Origin of the sequence: Prosthecobacter sp., assembly GCF_020439865.1 — a bacterium.
In the GTDB taxonomy this organism is placed as follows: domain Bacteria; phylum Verrucomicrobiota; class Verrucomicrobiia; order Verrucomicrobiales; family Verrucomicrobiaceae; genus Prosthecobacter.
In genome coordinates this window covers 20,677-42,677 of sequence record NZ_JAGRPF010000140.1, presented here as the reverse complement: position 1 = coordinate 42,677, position 22,001 = coordinate 20,677, and the positions used below count along the sequence as shown (strand labels likewise).

16 protein-coding genes and 1 tRNA gene are annotated in these 22,001 nt (G+C 60.0%); 8 read left to right on the top strand and 9 right to left on the bottom strand.

From position 1 onward, the window contains the following. Positions 1 to 31: 31 nt before the first annotated feature. Together KDL09_RS17135 and KDL09_RS17130 are read right to left on the bottom strand one after the other, a co-directional pair. The gene (locus KDL09_RS17135; RefSeq protein WP_294387742.1) at positions 32 to 1,813 is read right to left on the bottom strand and encodes an ABC transporter transmembrane domain-containing protein; all 1,782 of its coding nucleotides are present in this window, start codon (positions 1,811 to 1,813) and stop codon (positions 32 to 34) included. A gap of 12 nt (positions 1,814 to 1,825) precedes the next feature. Next, positions 1,826 to 4,003 (bottom strand): hypothetical protein, encoded by a 2,178-nt coding sequence (locus KDL09_RS17130; protein ID WP_294387738.1) that lies wholly within the window; start codon positions 4,001 to 4,003, stop codon positions 1,826 to 1,828. 97 nt (positions 4,004 to 4,100) lie between these two features. On the opposite strand from KDL09_RS17130, the gene KDL09_RS17125 reads away from it, so the two are divergent. Beyond that, positions 4,101 to 4,430, top strand: a complete 330-nt coding sequence (locus KDL09_RS17125) for a hypothetical protein (protein WP_294387737.1) — start codon at positions 4,101 to 4,103, stop codon at positions 4,428 to 4,430. A gap of 10 nt (positions 4,431 to 4,440) precedes the next feature. Next, positions 4,441 to 5,556, top strand: coding sequence for a Zn-dependent alcohol dehydrogenase (locus tag KDL09_RS17120; RefSeq protein WP_294387734.1), 1,116 nt, complete (start codon positions 4,441 to 4,443; stop codon positions 5,554 to 5,556). Here the strand turns inward: KDL09_RS17120 and KDL09_RS17115 are convergent, their stop codons facing one another. From KDL09_RS17115 to KDL09_RS17105, 3 genes are all read right to left on the bottom strand, one after another. After that, on the bottom strand, positions 5,557 to 7,017 hold the full coding sequence (locus KDL09_RS17115) for a DUF1501 domain-containing protein (protein ID WP_294387731.1): 1,461 nt from the start codon (positions 7,015 to 7,017) through the stop codon (positions 5,557 to 5,559). It lies immediately after the preceding gene. 3 nt (positions 7,018 to 7,020) lie between these two features. Then, positions 7,021 to 10,086 carry a DUF1553 domain-containing protein gene (locus tag KDL09_RS17110; protein ID WP_294387729.1) on the bottom strand — a complete coding sequence of 1,022 codons (3,066 nt, stop codon included), beginning with the start codon at positions 10,084 to 10,086 and terminating at the stop codon, positions 7,021 to 7,023. A gap of 105 nt (positions 10,087 to 10,191) precedes the next feature. Next, positions 10,192 to 11,697, bottom strand: coding sequence for a N,N-dimethylformamidase beta subunit family domain-containing protein (locus tag KDL09_RS17105; RefSeq protein ID WP_294387727.1), 1,506 nt, complete (start codon positions 11,695 to 11,697; stop codon positions 10,192 to 10,194). A 41-nt stretch (positions 11,698 to 11,738) separates the two neighbouring features. On the opposite strand from KDL09_RS17105, the gene KDL09_RS17100 reads away from it, so the two are divergent. From KDL09_RS17100 to KDL09_RS17080, 5 genes are all read left to right on the top strand, one after another. Then, a complete protein-coding gene (locus KDL09_RS17100; protein ID WP_294387725.1) occupies positions 11,739 to 12,632 on the top strand; it encodes a metallophosphoesterase in 894 nt (297 codons plus the stop codon). A gap of 106 nt (positions 12,633 to 12,738) precedes the next feature. Beyond that, positions 12,739 to 13,089: a hypothetical protein gene (locus tag KDL09_RS17095; RefSeq protein ID WP_294387723.1), complete on the top strand. Its 351-nt coding sequence runs from the start codon at positions 12,739 to 12,741 to the stop codon at positions 13,087 to 13,089. A 65-nt stretch (positions 13,090 to 13,154) separates the two neighbouring features. Further along, positions 13,155 to 14,498: a DUF1501 domain-containing protein gene (locus tag KDL09_RS17090; RefSeq protein ID WP_294387720.1), complete on the top strand. Its 1,344-nt coding sequence runs from the start codon at positions 13,155 to 13,157 to the stop codon at positions 14,496 to 14,498. Positions 14,499 to 14,525: 27 nt separating this feature from the next. After that, on the top strand, positions 14,526 to 14,810 hold the full coding sequence (locus tag KDL09_RS17085; RefSeq protein WP_294387718.1) for a GIY-YIG nuclease family protein: 285 nt from the start codon (positions 14,526 to 14,528) through the stop codon (positions 14,808 to 14,810). A 152-nt stretch (positions 14,811 to 14,962) separates the two neighbouring features. Further along, positions 14,963 to 15,235 (top strand): hypothetical protein, encoded by a 273-nt coding sequence (locus KDL09_RS17080; protein ID WP_294387716.1) that lies wholly within the window; start codon positions 14,963 to 14,965, stop codon positions 15,233 to 15,235. Positions 15,236 to 15,337: 102 nt separating this feature from the next. Here the strand turns inward: KDL09_RS17080 and KDL09_RS17075 are convergent. Both KDL09_RS17075 and KDL09_RS17070 read right to left on the bottom strand, forming a co-directional pair. Continuing rightward, positions 15,338 to 15,411, bottom strand: a tRNA-Gln gene (locus KDL09_RS17075). Positions 15,412 to 15,474: 63 nt separating this feature from the next. Further along, positions 15,475 to 16,827, bottom strand: a complete 1,353-nt coding sequence (locus tag KDL09_RS17070; protein ID WP_294387714.1) for a sodium:alanine symporter family protein — start codon at positions 16,825 to 16,827, stop codon at positions 15,475 to 15,477. 152 nt (positions 16,828 to 16,979) lie between these two features. On the opposite strand from KDL09_RS17070, the gene KDL09_RS17065 reads away from it, so the two are divergent. After that, positions 16,980 to 18,347, top strand: a complete 1,368-nt coding sequence (locus tag KDL09_RS17065; protein ID WP_294387713.1) for a Gfo/Idh/MocA family oxidoreductase — start codon at positions 16,980 to 16,982, stop codon at positions 18,345 to 18,347. Between the two features lie 105 nt (positions 18,348 to 18,452). On the opposite strand, the gene KDL09_RS17060 is transcribed toward KDL09_RS17065, so the two are convergent. Together KDL09_RS17060 and KDL09_RS17055 are read right to left on the bottom strand one after the other, a co-directional pair. Beyond that, on the bottom strand, positions 18,453 to 19,745 hold the full coding sequence (locus KDL09_RS17060) for a DUF1501 domain-containing protein (protein WP_294387712.1): 1,293 nt from the start codon (positions 19,743 to 19,745) through the stop codon (positions 18,453 to 18,455). 44 nt (positions 19,746 to 19,789) lie between these two features. Beyond that, complete coding sequence (locus KDL09_RS17055) at positions 19,790 to 21,958, bottom strand: DUF1549 domain-containing protein (RefSeq protein WP_294387710.1); 2,169 nt, start codon at positions 21,956 to 21,958, stop codon at positions 19,790 to 19,792. Between the last annotated feature and the right edge of the window lie 43 nt (positions 21,959 to 22,001).

The following is a 22,001-nucleotide window of genomic DNA, read 5'->3' as shown; positions in this document are numbered from 1 at the left end:
TACGACAGGCGCTCCATTAGGAGTGCCTCTACTACTCCAGCTGCAATCTGGCTAGCGAACCATAAAGCCCTCCCGGTTTTGCAACGAGTTCATCATGCGTGCCACGCTCCAAGATGGCACCGCCGGACATGACCAGAATCTGATCACAACGCCGCACGGTGCTCAGACGATGCGCGATGATGACGCTGGTGCGATTTTCCATCAGCTTGTCCAAGGCGTCCTGCACCAAGCGTTCGCTCTCGGCATCGAGGCTGCTGGTCGCCTCATCCAGGATCAAGATCGCCGGATCCGCGAGAATCGCCCGCGCAATGGCAATGCGCTGGCGCTGGCCGCCGGAGAGCTGTGTCCCACGATCTCCCACCAACGTCTCATAGCCTTCCGTGAGGCCTGCGATGAAATCATGGGCGTTGGCCTTCTTCGCCGCACTGATGATTTCCTCCTCGGTCGCGCTCGGTTTGCCGTAGGCGATGTTCTCCTTGATGCTGCCACCGAACAAAAGCACCTCCTGCGGCACCAGTGCCAGATTACGTCGCAACGTGGTGAGCGTCATATCGCGAATAGGCTGACCGTCGATGCGGATTTCACCGCTCGTTGGATCGTAGAAGCGGAACAAAAGCGAAACAGTCGTTGTTTTGCCCGATCCGCTCGGCCCCACAAGTGCGATGCGCTGCCCCGCCTTCGCACTGAGGTCAAAATCACGCAGCACCACGGCATCCGGACGTGTGGGATAGGCAAAGCTGACGCCGTGCATTTCAATCTCGCCACGAAACCGCCGGGTGGCGGCTTTTTCACCGTCCTCCAACTCGGTTTCATCGCGCAGAATTTCCCGCACACGCTCCGTGGCCCCCAGCGAACGTTGGAGCTGGGTGATCAACTCCGGGAATTGCGCAAAGGAGGCCGCGATCATGCCGGTGAGGCCCGCAAACTGCGTCAGCTCCGCCTTGCCGATCTCTCCGAAGTTCAGCATTCGCATGGCGAACCACGTCACCAAGATCAGGGCCACGCTGAAGGCGAAAATGATGAACGCGATGAATGAAGCACGGGGAATCGCCGCACGAATCACCGTTCTGAGGTACTCGCCGAGGTTCTTGTCATAGCGCGCCATTTCATACGCCTCGTTGCGAAAGGCCTTCACGCTCACAATGCTCTGCAGGCTCTCGTCCACAACAACCTGGGAAGCAGCGAGGTTGTCCTGCGCACGCTTGGTCAGCTTGCGAATGCGGGAGCCGAAGATCGCGATCATCACAATCACCACCGGAATGGTGCCGATCATGAACAATGAAAGCTTCACCGACATGTTCAGGATCAACACGAGGCAGAGCGAAAGCATCACCGAGTGCCGGATGAGCATCGGAATCGTCACCACCAAAGTCTCACGCATCGCCTCCACGTCATTGGCGAGACGGGAGGCCAGTTCCCCGACGCGGCGACGGTTCAGCGTCCCCATCGGCAGGCGGATAATGCGGCTGAAGGTATCCAGCCGCAGAGCCGCCAGAGCGCGTTCCGAGGCCTTCGCAAAAAGCAGAATACGCCAGAACGCGATGAAGGCTTGGACGGCCACAATCCCCACAAGAAACCAGACGCTGTGATTGAGCTCCGCCATCCATTCCGGCCCTGTGGCGCCGCCAATCCCCTTCCCGGCCACGGCGGCCAGTTCTTTGATGAAAATGATCGTCATCCCGCCGGTGATCGCCAGCGCGATGACCGCCGGGACAAACACATTGTAGTGGGGACGGAGGTAGTTCAGGAAAAAGCCTGCGTCTTTCCACGCCGCGCGATCCCACAGTTTTTTGCTCGCTCTTTCTTCAGCCATGCTCGGTTGTCATTACTCCACGCGCACGGTCCAGCGGCGGGTGGGTTTGTCAGTCAGTTCCAATACGCTCAGGCTCCCGGCATCGTCACTCATGCGCGTGCTGCGGGTTAAAAAATACGTCCGCCCACCGCCGTTGAGGCGCACATTGATGCCCAACTCGCTGTTACCATTCCCCAACGCCCATTCGTGCCGGTAGAGGTAGCTTTTCGGCAGACTGACCGTCAGCCTGCGCCCCCCTCCGGCAGAACTGCTGAGCATCGCATGAACCTCGCCGGACTCAAACACCGCCGCGTAACCGCTGCCAAAAGCCCAAGGGGCAATCGGATCAACCACAGCCTCTCCGTCCGCCGCCTTGCCCGAAATGCGCAGCGCAGCCGTCGCACCCGGTGTCAGACGCTCGCCGTAGCTCCGCGCATCAAGATTCAACAAAAGCTCGTATCCGATCCCGGACTCATCATTCGCCAGATCGACGCCCGTCAGATCGAGTGTGAGGAACAGCTTCATGCTGTCAGCATCCGCTTTCAACGTGACGGCGCTCGACTGTCCATCGGTGGCGCTCAGTGGCACGCTTTCCTTTAAACCGAAGTTGCGGGTGATTTCGATATAGCGATCAAAGATCTGTCGAACACCGTTCGAGGTCACCGCAAAGTTGAATGGCAGTCGCTGACGAAACGGCGCCTTTTCGTCAGGCAGCAGCAGGGACAGCGGCACCGCTTCGGAACCATTGGCATCCAGAGAAATCTTGCCGCTCTGTTTTTTGCCGCCCCATTCAGATTCCCACGAGGCCGAGAGACTGCCTCCGGTGCTGTTTTCAATCTCCAAGGACGGCGAACACTCCTTCTCCTGATTGAACGCCGTGCGCATAGTCCAAGCCACGCTGAATGGACGCAGAGGAACGACCAAGTCCGTGATGCGCGCTTCCGCACCCGAGATCACGAGCACCGGGAGCCTCATCAGCCCGTCTGCCAGCGGCAGCCTGAGCGTGTCCGTGATCTGGTAGCTCACCGCCACGGTCTGGTGAGCGCCGGCGGCCAGTTTGATCTCAGAGTTCGTGTCCTTGAGCTTCAATCCGCGCGGGACAAGCGGCAGCACCGTCAGAGACCGGCCGGAACGGGATGTGTTGGTGATCTGGAATTCGAGTCTGAGCTTTCCCTGTCCTTCCAAGCTCGCATTGGCCGCGCTGAGATTCCACGAGACCAAAGGCGCTCCGCTCATCACATCGTCAAACAGAATGCGGCCCATGGCCTGATGCATTTCCGTTGTCGGCGTGGCCACGGATGACGAAGCCCCGAGGTTCAACCGGCTTCGGAACTGCTGAACCACCGCTGGAAAAAGCAGGTGAGCTTCATGAGTGCCTTCCGGCGGAGCGACCAGCCGCGACAGATCCCCAAGGTCCGAAAACAAGATCTTCTCAGCCTTGCAATAGTCGCGCATTACACTGCTCGTCGACCGGGTGAGCGCCAGGCTCGTTTCCTCAGGGTCGGCCGCCTGCGGAATCGGTCCCGCCACGATCATTTCGAGGCGATGGGTGCGCGCTGTGTCGCGGAGGCTGCGCAGTCCGTCACCCACATCAACCGGAGCGATGCCCGCCAGACCGTCTTCGAGACCATAGGCCACAAGAACCAGGTCCGGCTCGCCTTGGAAACCCACCGTTGCAAGTGCGGAGGCTGCCGACACGATGCTCGACGTGCGCACTGGCTGAAGAAGAATTTCCGGCCCCATGACCATGCTGTCCTTGCTGCGCAGCTTCGACCCCGGCCGCACCACGCGCACTCCGCCCGTGTAGTAAAACTGGGTGGCCAGCGCTTTGGCAAACACACCCGCAAAGCTTTTGAGCAGCGGATCGGTGTCCTTGTCCACCGTCGCCCCGTCGAGGATCGCATCGCCCAGCACCACGATCTGCACGCGTTCACGGCGGGTGAGTTTGAGCAAAGTCTGCGGCAGAAAGGTCTGCCACCGCTCCCGCTGCGCGGAGCCCAGGTCAAAGTAGGTCTGAGGTTCCAGCTTCGGCGAAGGCAGTTTCGCCTCCACCTCGCGTGCCGCCTCTTGAAGTGCCGGGAGATCCGGCCGTGCTTCAGCAGCAGGTGGCGGCGCCGCAGGGGGCGCTTCCGGCGTCTGCGCACGGAGACCGGCCGCTCCCAACAACGCCAGCGCGCCCAGGATGGAGAAAGTCTTGTGGTTGGATGACATGCGGTCGCTATCTCAGCGAGACCGGCGGCTGCTGCAACCGGGGAGTGGGGGGCCGTCCAAATCCCGGTGCCATAGAGGTTGCAACCCCCTTCCGGTGATGAGACCGGTCAATGGTATGGTTTCCTTCCTCATCAGTGCGGGAACATTGTGGTTCCTGCTCGTGCTGTTCCACGAGGGATCCAATTTTGAAGCGCAGGAGCAACAGGCCCTCACGATCATCCTTGTCGTCTCGTTTGTCGGATGGGCCGCAAACATGCTTTTACCAGATGGATTTTGGCCTGTGGCACTTCTTCTGCAGGTCGTGACTCTCTACCTGGCGGTGGACAAATTCTGCGGCTATTCCACGCGGACCACTTGGAAAATCGTAATTTCGTTCTTCGGCGCCCACCTGATTTTGAGTATGATCGTCGTTCATTTCGTGTTTTAGCCACACCGCCATGTCCACGCACGCCACCGCCGCCGTCCTGTATGAAGCCAAAAAGCCCCTGAGCCTTGAGGAGGTGCTCGTGCTGCCGCCACAGAAGGGTGAAGTCACCGTCCGCATGAAGGCCGCCGGCGTCTGTCACAGCGACCTGCATGTGATGAAGGGAGATCTGGCCATGCCCATGCCCATCATTCTCGGCCATGAGGGCAGCGGTGTGATCGAAGCCGTGGGTGAAGGCGTGACCTCGGTGGAGGTCGGCGACCACGTGATCCTCGTCTGGCGCGGCTCCTGCGGAAAATGCGAGTACTGCTCCAGCGGCCGGCCTGCGTTGTGCGACATGGGCACGGCGATGCGCTTCACCGGCCTGATGCCCGACGGCACCACGCGCTTTCAAAACGCATCAGGCGAGAGCATCCGGCACTACGCGGGCGTGTCGGCCTTTTCCTCGCTCTCCACGATGCCCGAGGCATCGGTGGTGAAGATCCCGAAGGAGTTTTCCTTTGAAAAGGCGGCGCTCATCGGCTGCGGCGTGATCACCGGTGTGGGTGCGGTGGAACGTGCGGCCAAAGTTCAGCCGCAAAGCACCGTGGCCGTCATCGGCTGCGGCGGAATCGGTTTGAACATCGTTCAAGGCGCCCGCATGGCAGGAGCACGTCAAATCATCGCTGTGGACAGGTTTCCTCGCAAAGAAGGCGATGCGCGGCAGTTCGGAGCGACGGACTATGTCGATGTAAATGCCGGCGACCCCGTGCAGGCGATTAAAGATCTCACCGACGGCAAAGGCGTCGATTATGCCTTCGAAGCCTTCGGTTCGGGCAAAACGGCGGAGCAGGCCTTCGACGCCACAAAAAAGGGCGGGACATGTGTGATGGTCGGCATCACCTGCGCCGCGGATCGTGCCTCCATCAACGTGAACCAGCTCGTCTATGCGGAGAAAACCCTGCGCGGCAGCCTCTACGGCAGCACACAGCCTCGCAAGGACCTGCTGCTGCTGATCGGCATGCATCAATCCGGCCGCCTGATGCTGGATGAACTCGTCACCAAGCGCTACCCGCTCGAAGGCATCAACGAAGCTTACGATGCACTGCAGCGCGGTGAAGTGGCGCGCAGCTTGATCGTGTTTGATTGATCACGCGATGATCTCCTTGATCGGATGCTGGCTTTCCACCCCTGTGAGCCGCGCATCGAGGCCGGCGAACTTGTAGCTGAGGCGCTCGTGGTCGATGCCGCACTGGTTCAGGATCGTGGCGTTGATGTCGTTCAGGTGTGCGGGGTCGGTGGCGATGTTGTAACTGAAGTCGTCGCTCTCGCCGAAGCTGGTGCCACCTTTGATGCCGCCGCCCGCCATCCACATGCAGAAGTTCCGCGGATGATGATCGCGTCCGTAGTTCGTCTGCGACAGACCGCCCTGCGAATAGACCGTGCGACCAAACTCGCCGCCCCAGATGACAAGCGTGCTGTCGAGCAGCCCGCGCTGCTTCAAGTCGGTCAACAACGCGCCGATCGGCTGGTCGGTGTCGCCGCATTGCAAACGGATGTCAGCCGGCAGATTGCCATGCTGGTCCCAGCCGCGATGCAGCACCTGCACCACACGGACACCGCGTTCCACGAGCCGACGAGCTAGGATGGCGCTGGAAGCAAAGCTGCCCGGCTTCTGCACCTCGGGGCCATACATCTCGAGCGTGGCCTGGCTCTCTTGCCTCAGATCCACGAGCTCCGGCACGCTGGTCTGCATGCGAAAGGCCATCTCATACTGCGAGATGCGCGTCTGGATCTCGGGATCGCCGAACTTCTCGAAGCTGTGCGCGTTCATCTGCGACAGCGTGTCGAGCATCGCACGACGGTGCGTGCTGGAAACGCCCTCGGGATTCTTCAAATAGAGCACGGGATCGCCAATCGCACGCAAGGCAACGCCGCTATACTGGCTCGGCAGAAAGCCGCTGTTCCACATGCGTGTGAAGAGCGCCTGCGCCATGGCCTTCGCACTCCAGCGCGGCGTGAGCACCACAAACGCGGGCAGATCATTGCTCTCGCTGCCGAGGCCGTAGCTCAGCCATGAACCGAGGCTCGCAAAGCCCGGCACCTCGCGTCCGGTCATCACAAACGTGCACGCGGGATCGTGGTTGATCGCGTTGGTGTGCACCGTCTTGATCAAAGCAATGTCATCGACGTGCTTCGCCGTGTGCGGCAGCAGTTCGCTCACCCAGCGTCCGCACTGGCCGTGCTGCGCGAACTTGAACAAGCTCGGTGCCACTGGAAAGCGCGCCTGCTTGCTCGTCATGCCGGTGAGCCGCTGCCCGCCCTGCACGCTCGGCGGCAGGTCCTTGTCATACCACTGCTGCAGGCCGGGCTTGTAGTCCCACGTGTCGAGCTGCGACGGCCCGCCGTTCATGTGCAGATAGATCACCGCCTTCGCCTTCGCCGCAAAATGCGGCAGTCCCGGCAACGGTGGATGCACGCGGGCGTCAGGAGCACCAAGCGCGTCCTTGCCCATCAAATAGGTCAAGCCGAGCCCGCCGAGGCGCAGACCGCTGTGCCCGAAAAACTGGCGGCGGGTTTGCAGAAGATTGGATTCGAAAATCGGATTCATGACTCAGTTGCGTGTGACAGTTTCATCCAAGTTGAGCACCAGATTCGCGATCAACGTCCACGACGCGGTTTCGGGCGCGGGCGCGACGTTCTTAGGCTGCGATTCGCCAATGTGAACGGCCTTCTCCGCGGCTTGCGGGTCGGCCTTGTAAAGTTCGCGTTGTTTGGCGAGCGCCGTCTGAAGCATCGTTGTCTCCTGTGCATCCGGCTTGCGGCTCAATACGGTGCGGAAAAGCCAGTCGAAGCGATGGGCGTCATCCGCACCACCTTCCTTGAGCACACGTTCGGCAAGGGCACGCGCCGCTTCGAAATGCTGAACGTCATTCATGAGTTGCAGCGCCTGCATCGGCGTGTTGCTGCGTTCACGGCGTGTACAGCTCTCCTCGCGGTTCGGCGCGTCGAAGGTGGTCATGAAGGGCGGCGGTGCGGTGCGCTTGAGGAAGCAGTAGAGGCTGCGGCGATAGAGCGCGGAGCCGTGATCCTGCAGGTAGTAACGCGTGTTGCTGTCGCCATAGCCAACCGGTTCCCAGATGTTCGGCGGCTGATAGGTGCGGGCGCCGCGTCCGCCCATCTCGAGATTGATGAGCCCGCTGACGAAGAGCGCGTTGTCACGAATCTGCTCCGCACCGAGTCGAATGCGTGGGCCACGGGCGAGCAGACGGTTGTCAGGATCGAGACTGAGCAGATTCGACTCGACGGGCGAGGCCTGCCTGAACGCCTTCGTCATCACCAATTCCTTGATGAGTTTCTTCACGTCCCAGCCGTTCTTCTGAAACTGCGCGGCGAGATGATCGAGCAGTTCCGGATGGCTCGGCGGTTCGCCTTGCGAGCCGAAATCATGGCTCGTCTTCACCAAGCCGATACCAAACACCTGCTGCCAGAAGCGATTCACCGTCACACGCGCTGTCATCGGATTCTCGGAATCCACCAGCCACTTCGCGAGATCGAGCCGCGTGGCACGCGCGGCAGGATCGGCCTTTTTCAAAGACGGCAAGAAGGCGGGCGTGGCGGGTTCGACCTTGTCGCCGAGTTTCGTGTACTGACCGCGCACGGCGATGAAGGTGTCGCGCGGCGTGTCGAGATCGTGAAACACCATCGTGCCCGGAATTGCGTCATCAGCCGCAGCGCGGGCCACCTGCGCGTCCTCCCACTCACGACGCAGCCTGGCGATCTCGTCATTGGCCGGATGCGCAATGTGGGCGAGGTAGAAATGCAGCAGGCTCTCTCGCGCCTTGGCATCGGTGACCTTGTCCGGCGCGGTCATGAGCGTCTTCAAAACCGATGCAGGCACATCCGGCGGATTCTTCTTCCCACCGCCCACCGCCTTCCACCACGCGCTGAGTGACGCGAGCAGATCGGCCGATGCACGAATCTCGCCGGTCACAGTGCACAAATCCCAGGTCGTGGTGCCACCGACCTGCTGCACGGCGATGGTGTTGATGCGCGAACCGGTTTTCAATCCGAGCACGCCGGGATCGAAACTCAGCAGCGTCCACTCACCCGGCTTGGGCAGCGGTCCAGCCGTGATCGTGTCGTCCTTGCCGTAGGTCGTGGCATCGAAGACATGCGCGTCTCCCCAGACGATGCGGCGGCCGTTGAGTTCGAGACACACGACACCCGGCGTGTTGAGCGGATCGAGTCGCACCCACACGCTGACGCGAGGCGAGTCGCCGAGCACCACCGGCTCAAGCACCGGCGTGATGATCTCCTGGCTGAACTGGCCGTTGCTGAGTTCCAGCACGCGCCTGCCCGACTTCGCACCAAAACCGGGCTGCATCAGCCACACGCTCGGATTACGCGACGTGTTCCGCGTTTCAGTGCCGATGGCGAATGCGTCATCAAACAGCACCTGCGTGACCGTTTGCGGCGCGGGTGCCGGCTTGATCGTCGCAGGATCGATGTAGGCCACGTGTTGCCCGGCTGCATCGAGAGCCTTCCGCGCCACGTCCTCGGCTTTAACCGCCGCATCGAGCGTTTTTTGCTGCTCAGGTGTCGGCAGCTTCAGAAACGGCGGCGTGTCGGAGATGTTCTTGTCCATCGCCGGATCGGCGCCGCTGTAAAAGAAAGCGTAGAGCGAGTAAAACTCCTTCGTCGTCAGCGGATCGTATTTGTGATCGTGGCACTGCGCACAGCCACCCGTCAGTGCCATGAAGGCGGAGGTCAGCGTCGCAGCGCGATCCACCGCATAGAGATGCCGGTATTCCTCGTCGATCGCACCGCCTTCGCTGGTCGTCACATTGCAACGGCAGAACCCGGTGGCCGTGATCTGATCCGGCGTGGCATTCGGCAGGAGGTCGCCCCCAATCTGCCAGACGATGAATTGATCAAAGGGCAGGTTCGTGTTGAACGCCTTCACCACCCAGTCGCGATACGCCCACATGCTGCGCTCGTTGTCGAGATGCAGTCCGTGCGTGTCCGCATAACGCGCCACATCCAGCCAGTGCCGCGCCATCTCCTCGCCGTAACGCGGCGACTTCATGTAGCGATCGACCATCGTCTCATAGGCCTGTGGTGACTTGTCCTTCACAAACGCATCCACCTCCGCCAGCGTTGGCGGCAAACCGGTCAATGTGAAGGCCGCGCGACGGATCAGCGTCTCCTTGTCCGCTTCCTCCGCAAAACTGAGTTTGTCCTTCGCCTGCCGCTCCGCCAGCAGTCCGTCGATCGTCACGCCCGAATGATCCACCGGCTTCTCAAACGCCCAGTGCTTCTGATACGGCGCCCCCTGCTCGATCCAGAGCTTGATCGTGTCCTTCTGCGCCTGCGTGAGCTTCTTGTGCGACTTTGGCGGCGGCATGAGGTCGTCTGCATCATCCGTGATGATGCGCTGCCACACCTCGCTCTTCGCCAGATCGCCCGGCTTGATCGGGAAAGTCCCGTCCTTGGCCGTGTAGGCGCCCTCTTTTGTATCCAGTCGCAATTCCGCCTCGCGCTTCTTCGCATCGAAGCCATGACAAGCGAAGCAGTTCTCCGAAAGGATCGGACGAATGTCTTGATTGAAGCTCAGCTTGTCAGCGGCAAAGGCCGAACTGATGGCAAGCAGGCAGAGCATGGGCACGGCACGAGTCATGAACAGAATTAGGCGATTGAGAAGCTTACGTTGAAACGTCAGCCAAACATTCTCTCACCACGGGCTGATTCCGGACAAACCCTTGGCTTATCTTGCTTCAAAAGATCATCCAATCGCCCTCTTCAGCGCATTCTTCGTGATGCGCTGCACGCGCTCATCGGGTCCATGCGGACGGGACCAGTGACTCCAAGGGATCATGTGCCCGGGGGGGTCGCTCAACCCCTGCGCCCAGAAGATGGTGGTGGCGTTGAAGACGATGTTCTTCTTCGGGCCTTCGTAAATCGTCGAGGCGTATTTGCCGAGACGCGTGCCTCCGGCCCAGACATTGCCTTCGCCGACGACTTCGAGGCCCGGACGATCGGTGTCGGGCTCACCGTGAAATTCCCAACCGACGAGACCGGGGATGCTGTCGCCCATTTTCATGCCGGTTCCTTCAAAAAGCCAGTGATCGGGCTTCGCGCAGGTCCAGTCACCGCCACCGTTGAAGGGAACGATGGTGCGCGCACCGATAATGTCGCGTTCATCGGGACCGGGATTTTCAAAGGGTCCGAGGACTTTGGAATAGGCCTCCTTTTCCTCCTCGCGAAATTCGCCATAGCAGGTTTCACGGGTGAGACGACGGTTGGCATCACCTTTCGCATTCGGCGTAAAGGGCGTGACCATGTACACATCATTGGCGGAGAGCCAGAGCACGTTCAAACCGTCGGCGATGGCTTGTTTCACATTTTGATACTGGCGCACGTCCCAATACTCGTCGTGACCGACGCTGATCATCGTTTTGACGCGAGCGAGATTCGCAGGATCGAGGTTGTCGACGTTCGAGCAGTAGGTGACATCGTAGCCTTCTTTTTCGAGCCAGTAGCACAGCGGGTATTCCCACAGCAGGAACTCGCCGCTGCCCACGCTGAGCGGGTTCTCAAAGATCTGCACGTATTTGCCGTAGGGCCGGTCAAAACTCACGCTGACGCCCGGCGCATGCGCGGCGCGGGGATCGGTGTAGAGCGATTCGTTCACCGGCCAGCGATTGTAGGCCTGCCAGGTGTTGTCGCTGCATTGGAAGAGGATGTCGGCGGGGCGATCGTCTTTGACGATGAAGATCACATAGCTCTGCCAGTAGGGTTTCTCCAAGGTTTCGGGAACCGTGGTGAGACGGCCGAGATACACGCCGCTGGGCCAGTCGGCGGGAATCGTGAGCGAGGTGCTCGACTCCCAGTGGCACTCACGCAGACGCTGCTCGCCAATCTCGGGCACCGGCTGTGTTTTGCCGTCGAACGGTCCTAGCGTGGTCATCAAACGCGAGCCCGCGCCGTCGTAGTAGCCCATGCGGAAGATTTCGATCGTGAACTTCGCCACCGGTTTGGTGCTGACAAAGATGTCGAGCTTTTCGCCCGCTTTCACCGACTGGCGCGAGCAGTAGCCCTCGATCAACGACGTGCGATAGGACTTCGCGTTGTCCGGTCGCATGCGCGTGAGCTGGAAACTCGCGCCCGCCTTCGCGTTTTCGGTTTTGATGAGATCGGGCTGTGCAGGAATGGCTGCGGACGAGGTCGTCCGCACTCCAGAGGCGATTGCAGCGGCACTGGTGGTCTTGATGAAGTCGCGGCGGTCCATGATGGAGCAATACGGAAGCGCCCGTGCCCGTATAGCAGACCATGCCGATTCATCTAACCTCACGCCGCCAATTCATCACGCAACTCGGAGCCGCGGTGGTTCTGGGACAGGTCGGAGCATCTGCCGCCGAGGTGGACGAGAACCTGATCGCCATCCTGAACGACACGCACATCGGCGTGCAGCATCCCGAGAGCGCTTCGATCCCCACCAATCTTCGGAACACGATTGCCTGGTTGCTGGCGCTGCCGAAACGCCCCGCCGCGGTCGTCATCAACGGCGATCTGGCCTTGAAGGACGGGAAGCCCGGCGACTACGAGCACTTTGCGAAGCTCATCGCACCTCTTCGCGAAGCCGGAGTGTCGGTGCATCTGACGATGGGCAATCACGACGACCGGGCGGTGTTTTACGAAGTATTGAAGAGCGAGAAGCCAGGGTCACCTGCTGTGGAGTCCAAACACGTCGGCGTGGTGAACCTCGCAGGGGCCAACCTCTTCCTGCTCGACTCGCTGAAAGAGACGATGGTGACACAAGGCTTGCTCGGCGACGCCCAAGTGACCTGGCTGACGAAGCTGCTCGATCAACACGCCGACAAACCGGCGCTGGTGTTCGCGCATCACAATCCCCGTCTGGGCGGCGATCCCCTGCACTTCCCGGGCGGTCTGGAGGATTCCGAGGCGCTCTGGAAGGAACTGGCGGCCCGCAAGCACGTCAAAGCCTACATCCACGGCCACATCCATCATCGCAACTTCTTCGAGCACGAGGGCATCCACATCCTCAACACACCCGCGACCTCGTATGTCGCCGACAAGAAAACCTCGACGACTGGTTGGACGATGGCCAGCCTCAGCAACACCGGCGGCAGTTTTACCACCCACACGCACCTTCCCGACCACGAATGGAATGGCGTTAAGGTAGATCTCAAGTGGCGGGTGTGAGAATTGTCTGAAAACTTTGTCTCCCCCGCCTCTAAAACGGGGCTGTGTCGCACGTTAAACTGGCATGACTCGTCGAGCCCTTATGTCCAGCCTAACACTCGGCGTCATGGCGGCCGTTGCTGATGATGAAGTCATCAAACCAAAGGGAGTTCTCAACGACCCCGGCCCAAAACCCGAACTGAACAAGCAGGGAGAATACGACTGCATCTTGAAAAGCATGGAGACGGGTCAGGTCACTGAAATCCGCCCTAAAAACATTCAAAAGCTGCATCCGCCGCGAAAGCGCACTTCCTCAGCTTTCACTACCGATGGAAGGTCATTCGTGTATTGGACGATTCAGGTCGATTATAAGTTAGATACGGTGTTCGGAAACGAAAACGCCTCTGCGTCTGCCTACATCCGCAATCAACAGGTGCATTTCTGGCTCTACGAAGGATCGGGAGAACTCGTTCCGTGACCGAGCGCAAGACATCGCCTCCTGCACCGTAGGTTTGCTCCGTGGTAAACACAGCACTCCCGGAAATGCGCTTTTCGCGTCGGAACATCCTGCAAGCGGGCGGGATGGGAATGCTCGGCTTCGGATTGAATCAGTTAAGTGCGCTTGGAGCATCTGCTGTGCGCTCCGGCATCGGTCTTGGCAAGGCGAAGTCGGTCATTTTGATCTTCAACGGCGGAGCACCGAGCCACATCGATCTGTGGGATCCCAAGCCGGACGGGCCGTCGGAGATCCGCGGCGAGTTCAAGACCATCAAGACAAACGTGCCGGGCATCCACGTCACCGAGTTGCTTCCGCAGATGGCGAAGCGCATGGACAAGGTCGCGCTGATCCGCAGCGTGCATCACGGGCACAGCAGCCACAACGGCGGCATGCATTGGTCCACGGTCGGCAGACCGTATCGTGTGGATAGCACGCTGATCACTCCTAGCCCGACCGATCTGCCCGGTGTCGGCACGCTCTGCGGGTGGCTGGCCCAGCGGGATGGATTCAGCAAAGGCGTGCCGCCGTATGTCATCACGCCGTTTCCGCATTGCGACAGCAAGGTATATCTCACGCCGGGTCAGTTCGGCGGCTGCCTGGGTAATCGCTACGATCCTTTCGTGCTCGATGACGATCCCAACGCCGCAAGCTTCCGAGTGCGGAACATGGGACTCGACGCCAGCCTCACGCCGCAACGGTTTCAGGAACGCCTCGCGTTGCTCAATCACATCAGCACCGCCGCACAACCCATCGCATCATCGCAGGTCGCGCAGATGGATATCTTCAATGAACTTGCCACTTCAATGCTGCAAACCGGCAAGGCTGCAGACGCGTTCGATCTGTCGAAGGAGCCCGACAAAGTGCGCGAGCGCTACGGCAGGCACAGCTGGGGCCAGTCGCATCTGCTGGCGCGTCGTCTGATCGAATCCGGTACGCGGTTTGTCACGACGGTGAACGGGCCGTCGATCACCTGGGACACGCACAAGGACAACTTCAACAGCCTCAAGAACCGCCTCGTGCCGCCGATGGAGCAGGCCTATGCCACGCTGCTCGACGATCTCGAGGAACGCGGCCTGCTGGACAGCACGCTCGTGGTCTGGATGGGTGAATTTGGCCGCACGCCGAAGATCAACAACGATGCGGGTCGTGATCACTGGCCGGGCTGCTACAGCGTGCTCCTCGCAGGCGGCGGCGTGCGCGGCGGGCAGGTCATCGGCAGCAGTGATGCCTCGGGTGCGTATCCGAAGGAACGCCCGGTCTCGCCTGCGGACATCCATGCGAGCATCTACTCGGCGCTGGGCTACGATTACCGTGAGATCGAATATCGTTCCTCAGACGGGCGGCCTGTGGCGTTGACGGAAGGCACAATGATCAGCGAGCTGTTTTGATTTCTCAGCCTGCTGCTATGCTGGACCGTGCCGAAAAAGAAAAAGTCCGCCACCAAAGTCAGGCCCGCGAAAAAGTGGTGTCTCTATGTGCTCCAATGCGGTGACGGCACTCTCTACTGCGGCATCACCAATGATCTGGAACGACGCATCGCCCAGCACAGGACGGGAAAAGGCGCACGTTACACCCGCGGACGCGGGCCGTTGAAGTTGCTGCGCTCGTGGCCACAGAAGAACAAATCTGCCGCATTGAAGGCCGAAATCGCCTTTAAACGCCTCACGAGGACCGCGAAAGACGCAAAACTGGCCTCCTGAGACGGCTTGAAGGGCAGAAATGTGACATTTGCGAAGGGTTTATGAGACAGAGCTGAATTGATGTGGTACAGAGACAGATGGTCCCTACAAAAGCAGTCACAAAAAAAGCTCCATTCTCCCGCCGGGTAGTTGATCACGTCACCGACGAACTGGTGAATGTTCTTTCCACAGGAGAAACCTTCGAGTTCAAAGATTTGTTCGCACGAGTATTTGAGGGACTAAAGCTCAAGAATGCGGTCAGCGGGGGTGAAGAAATGCTCCGCCTGCGCTCATACGAGAAGATCCTCAAACTGACCAACAGCGGGCTTGTGCAGAAGATCGGCAAATCCTATCGGGCTCTTGAGGGCATCGAAACGGCCTCCAGCGCTCATCGCCTGGCACGCTTGGATTCGGCCATTCTCGCCGCAGGTCGGGCCAAGGCCTGATCTGTCCCCTGTCAGCCCCCAATAGCAGGACAAATCAGCACACACGTGCTCGTGAGGGAAGTCCGTGACCGGAATGCTGTTACCTCCCTGGGGGGGGGGGAGTGGTTGCCTCACAAGGATTCGAACCTTGAATAACAGATTCAGAATCTGCTGTGTTACCATTACACCATGAGGCAGTGGGTCAGGGGCGCGCAAAATAGAGGCACCCGTCCTGCTTGCAAGCGTGACAGCATTTTTTTTCAGCTCTTTCCAGTCAACTCGTCCCGATGCGCTCTGGTTTCCGCAGCGATCACACCGCTCAGGCAGATCAACGCGATGAGATTCGGGACAGCCATGAGGCCGTTGGCAGCATCCGAGAAATCCATCACCGCCGCAGCGGGCTGAACGGCACCGAACAAAACCATCAACACCCATAGGATGCGATAGGGCTTCACCGCCCGCGGACCGATAAGGTATTCCGCTGCTTTCTCCCCGTAGTAGCACCAGCCGAGTATCGAAGAAAACACAAAGGTCATCAAGCCGAAGAGCAGAAAAATGGGGCCTACGGTGTGCAGTTCGGCGAAGGCGGCATTGGTCAGTGACTCCTTGGGCAAGCCCTCTTTCCAGTGGCCGCTGCTCACAATGACCAGGCCGGTAATCGCGCATACAACCACGGTGTCCCAAAATGTCGCCGTCGAAGACACCAGCGCCTGACGCACCGGGTTCCGCGTCTGGGCGGCCGCCGCGACGATCGGAGCGCTGCCGAGGCCGGATTCGTTGGAAAACAAGCCGCGGGCAATGCCAGCCTGAACCACGGCTTTCATCGTCGCTCCGGCAAAACCACCCACCGCCGCGTGACTGGAAAACGCGCTGCTGAAAATATCGCTGAAGGCCTGGGGCAGCAACGCGGCGTTCTTGATCAGAATCAGGACACATCCGAGGACATAACCGACGGCCATGATCGGCACGAGAAAGCCGCAGACCTTGGCGATGCTTTTCACGCCGCCCAGAATCACGGCTCCGGTAATCGCCGCCATGACAAGCCCCGACACCCAGCGCATGATGTTCTCGTAGTCGTCACCCGGTTTGATGTAGTCCTTCAACGAGCCCACCACTGAGTTGGCCTGAAACATGTTTCCAATGCCAAACGCAGCAATGCAGGTAAAGATCGCAAACACGATCCCGAGCCACTTCTGCCCGAGCCCACGTTCCAGTGCATACATCGGACCGCCCGCATAGCTGCCGTCCGGCATTTTCACACGGTATTTCACAGCCAACACCGCCTCGGAGTACTTGGTGGCGATGCCGAACACACCGGTGAGCCACATCCAAAATACCGCTCCCGGCCCTCCGGTGGCAACCGCACCGGCCACACCGATGATGTTGCCCGCTCCTATGGTCGCTGCGAGTGCCGTCATCAGAGCTCCAAACTGCGACACATCTCCCTCGCCTTCGTTCTCACGTGACATCGAAATCTTGATCGCCCGCGGGATGAAGCGCTGGATGAAACCGGTGCGAATTGTCAGGAACAGGTGTGTCCCAAACAGGAGCACGATGAGGGGCACCCCCCAGACGAAGCCGGAGAACTCAGAAGCGAATTTGGCGAAGTCCATGCAAGGGTTCTAGCGGCGAACATGCCAGCGAGCCAAGCACAAAATGCCTGTGATGGCATTTTGTGCCATCACGATACTTTTTCTCCGAGAGCGACATTCCCATTGCGCGTTTCGCCCCCATGCCGCTATCGTCCCAGCCCAATCCAAACACCATGAAGCCCTCGCTCTTCCCCAACCGTCGTACTTTCCTCCGCAACACGGCCGCCACCGCAGGCAGCATCTTCCTCCCCAATCTGCTGATCGGCCAGGAAGGCGGCGTCAAAAAAATCAATGTCGCCGGCATCGGCGGCGCGGGCGGCAAAGGCGCGTCTGACGTCGGCATTTCGGCCAAGGGGGCCAACATTGTGGCCATCTGCGATGTGGACCGCGAGCGCCTCAAGCAGGCCCAGCAGAAGTATCCCGATGCGAAGATGTTCGAGAGCTTCCGCGACATGTTCGAAGCCATGGGCGACAAGATCGACATGTGCACCGTCTCCACCCCTGACCACGCGCACTACCCGGCGGCGATGGAGGCCATCAAGCGCGGCAAGCACGTTTGCGTGCAAAAGCCGCTGGTGAACCGCATTTGGGAGGCCAACCAGCTTCATGAAGCGGCCAAGAAGAAAGGTGTGAAGACCAACATGGGCAACCAGGGCCACACTGGCAAAGGCATCCGCTTCCTCAATCAGTGGATCAGCGAAGGAATCGTCGGCAACGTGAAGGAAATTCACGTCTGGACCAACCGCCCCATCTGGCCACAGGGCAACGAAGCCAAGGAAAAATATACGCCCGGCGAAGTCCCGGCCAGCCTCAACTGGGAATCCTGGCTTGCCGCGACGCCGCAGGTGCCCTACCTCAACGGCCTGCATCCCTTCGCCTGGCGTGGCCATCGTGAGTACGGCGCCGGTGCCATGGGCGACATGGGCTGCCATCTTCTCGACGGCCCCTTCTGGTCCTGCGGCCTTGGCGAACCCTACAAGATGGAAGCCGAGTGCACCGAACTCACCGATGTGAGCTGGCCGAAGTCCTCCCACGTCGTCTTCTACTTCAAGACGGAGAAGTACGGCGAGATCAAGCTTCACTGGTATGAAGGCAGCCTGAAGCCCGAGCGTCCGGCCGAACTCGAAGCAGACCGCGACTGGAGCAAGATCAAAGGAGGCTTCCTCCTGCGCGGCGATGAGGGCGTGATCCTCAACACCGACGACTACTGCGGCAGCCCGCGTCTCATCCCGAGCACGAAGATGACTGCGTTCCTCGGCGGCAAGTCTCCTGAACTCAAGCTTGAGCCCGCACTCGCCGAAGGCGAACCGCAGCTCGAACTCATCCGCGCCATCGAGCAGGACAAGATCTGCGGCAGCAACTTCGACTATTCCGTCCCGCTGACCAAGCTCTGCCTTTTCGGCAACCTCGCCATAGCCAATCCCGGCAAGGTCATCAACTGGGACGCCGCCAAGCAGGAATCCGACAGCGCCGACGCGAACAAGCTCATCACCCGTGCGGCCTACCGCCAGGGCTGGGACTACAGCGCCGCGAACGTTTAAATCTGTGACACAGGCTGACCGCCTGTGTCATTGCCTCTCTAAAATCAATCGCCCGGCAGGAATCCTGCCGGGCGATCGTGTTTTAACCCGATCTTTGGCACTACCTCACGAAAACAAATGCGTCAGCGGCTGGCCCTTGTCGGCGACGGTGAACGGACGCTTGCTGGGTGAGTAGATCACCTGATCAAGCGGCAGACCAAGCGCGTAACCGATGGTGGCGTTGAGGTCGGGCGGACCAACCTTGTCGGCAGCGATGCCGGCGCCGTCAGGCGTGGTGGAGCCATATTTGATGCCTCCTTTGATGCCACCGCCAATGATGACGGAGCTGAAGATGGGATAGTGGTCGCGGCCCTGGTTCTGATTGATCTTTGGCGTGCGGCCGAATTCGGAGCTGACGACGATCATGGTGTCCTCCAGCATGCCCCGATGTTCCAGATCGGTGACGAGGGCGGCGAGAGCGGTGTCCAGCGTGTCGCAGAGACGCGGGACGTTGATGAAGTTCGCCACGTGCGTGTCCCAGCTTCCGAAGCTCACCTCGATGAAGCGCACCCCATGCTCGACGAGGCGGCGTGCGAGGAGGCAACCCTGGCCAAACGTGTCTTTGCCGTAGGCCTGACGAAGCGCTTCAGGCTCTTTGGTCAGATCGAAGGCCACAAGATCCTCGCTCTTCATCAACCGCACCGCATCGTCATACATGTCGGCATAGGCCTTCACGTTTCGGGTGTCCCACTTGCCTTGGAACTCGGCGTCCAATGAACCGGCAAGTTCACGACGCATGCCGAAGCGCTCGTCGGTCACGCCTTTTTGCGGGCGCACGTTTTGCAAGCCAGCTTCAGGATTGTTCACCATGAGCGGGCCATGCTTTTTGGCAAAGAAGCCTGCGCCAGGATGGCGGCTGTCATTGCCAACATAAACATAGGGTGGCAGTGCCGGATTACCCGGTCCTTGGAAGAAACTGAGCCACGCACCCATGCCCGGATGCTTGATCGTGCTCCGCAGCCCAAAGCTGGTGTGCATGAAATAGTTCGCCTGCTCATGTGCCGCGGTATTGGTGGCCATCGAGTTGATTACGCAGGCGTGATGCATCTGCTTAGCCATGCGTGGAAGGTATTCGCTGATCTGGACGCCGTCGGCGCTGGTCTTGATGGCCTTCGTGGCCCCCATGACCTCCTTGTTCTCCGGCTTCGGATCCCAAGTGTCGAGGTGGCTCTGGCCGCCGGTCATGTAGAGGAAGATGACGTTGCGGGCGGTGGCAGCCTGCTTGGCTGTAGCGCTGCCTTCACCGACGGCGAAGGCCTTGCTGCTGAAGAGATGCTCCATTGAAGGCAACAAACCGACTCCGAGGCAGGACTGGGCCATGCGAGTCATCACAGAGCGGCGGGTAAGATCGGTGTTCATGGTAGTTTCAGGTGTAAAGTTTCAATTGGGAATCTGGGTGTGACTTACTCGACGAAGATGAAACGCTGGGTGCTGAGGGCAGCGGTGATGATGTCCTCCCACAGCGTCTTGGACGACGCGTAGGATTCGATGGTCTGCAGCATGTGGGCCCTCTCCTTGGCCGAAGGCGGACGGGAATAGACGCTGAGGAAGAGTGTATTGACCTTATCTTCGTTCGTCGTGGCCTTTCGCAGGTTGATGCTCAACATGGACCAGGCGCTAGTGAGCTGGTTGAGCAGCGAGCCGTTCATCATCGTCAGCGCCTGCGGCACGCTTGCTTCGTCGTTGGCGTTTTCGATGATCTCGCGGTCGCTCTGACCAAACTCGCGGAGGAAGTGGCCGCGGGGAGCGGGTGAAGGCAGTTCGGCGGCGCGGCTCCAAGTCTGATGCAGTGTCTTCTCGTAGTTCTCAAAGCTCTTCGCGCTCTTCTCATCCTTCATCCCGAGCAAGGCCTCGTATTCCTTGATGCGCTCCATAACTTTCGGATTCAGCGGTGCCTGTTTCGGATCCACGCGAGTGTCTTCCATGAGGTTCATCATCGCCATTTCCATCGGTCCGTCACCGCTGACGGCGGCGAGCTCGGCCTGGATATCCTGATTGCCGGACTTCTTCGCGGCGGCGTAGAAGGACTTGGACACCTGCTCGCGCAGGACGCGCTGGGTGCTGTTCAGGCGGTTTTGAATTTCGCGCACCTTGGCCTTGTCATCCTTGGCGCGCGCCACGTCGAGTTCCGTGCGCAACTGGTCGAACTCCTTGTTCTGTTCAACCATGACCTCTCCGACCTGCTTGGAGGCTTCAAAGAGCAGCGCGGGCTCGGTCCTGTCGAGCAGTTCAGCCAGACGGTGACGGTTCTCAAGATCGCGGCGTTCGCGTTCGCGGGCACTCCAGTTCGGCTGCTCCGGGTCCGGACTCACAAGGGCCACCAGCGAATCCCACACCTGCTCGGCGCTCATGCGGTGAAACACGGGCCCTTCGAAATAGTAGGGAGTGCCCGGGGAGACTTCCTTCGTGCTGGCTCGGGCAAAGGCCTGCGTGTTTAAGAGCATGCGGAGGTAGGCCTTCATGTCGTATTTCAGCGCCACCATCTGGCGTTCGAGAAAGTGCATGAGTTCCGGATTGGAGGCCACGCTGCCGTCCATCATTTCATCGACCTGCTCGTAGATGCCGGCGCCAAAGACGCGCTTCCACAGGCGGTTGGCAATGACGGTGGTAAAACGCGGATTCTCGGCCGAAGTCAGCCACTTGCCGAATTCGTCGATCGAGTTCGAGTCCTTCGAAAGCGTCACCGGCTTGCCAAACATCACCGAGGCCTGCACGACATCCTTCGGCTTGGCATCCTTGTATTTGTAGTCATGCGGCAGACGCAGGGCGCCCTTGTTCTGCACGACCAGCGTGTTGCGCAGCGGGCGCACGGCCTCGCTCATCGCCTTGCGCATCAGATCCTGAGTCTCCTTGTCGATTGACTTGTCGGCACGCATCATCTTCTGCACCTCGTTGTAGCCCTTCGACTGGTAGCTGGTGGCGCTCATGTTGTGCGTGAAGGCCGCCATCTCGTAGAACTGTTTCTGCGTCCACTTGTCGAAGGGATGGTCGTGGCACTGAGCGCACTCCAAACGCGTGCCCAAGAAGATTCGGGTGGTGTTCGACAGATTGTCCAGCGGCATGCCGCGGTCGCGCATGTAGTAACCGATGGCGCCGGTGTCGAAGCAGGAACCGCTGCTCGAGACGAGTTCGCGGGCCATCTGATCCCAAGGCTTGTTCTCGCGCAGCGACTCGCGGATGTAGTTCAGGTAATTCTCTGCCGTGATGCTGCCGCCCACCCCCTGGCTCTGCGCACGCAACACGTCAGCCCAGTAGTTGAAAAAGTTCTGCACGTAGCCCTCGCCGGAAAGCAGGCTGTCCACCAGCTTCGCCCGTTTGTCAGGAGCCTGACAGGCATAGAACGCCTTCGCCTCGTCGTAGGTCGGGATGCGCCCCACTACGGTCAGATAGACGCGGCGCAGGAACGTGGCGTCATCCACAAGCGGATTGGGAGTGATCTTGTGCTTTTGCCAGCTTTGGGCCAGCAGGGCGTCGATCTGTTTCGAAGCAGCGGTCGTGTCCGCAGGCGCGGCCTGAACCGAGACGGCGAACAAAACGGATGCGAGGAGAGAAAGTGTTGGCTGTGCTTTCATGCAGCAACCAACGCGGCGCGCTCAAACAACGTGTCAGCACCCG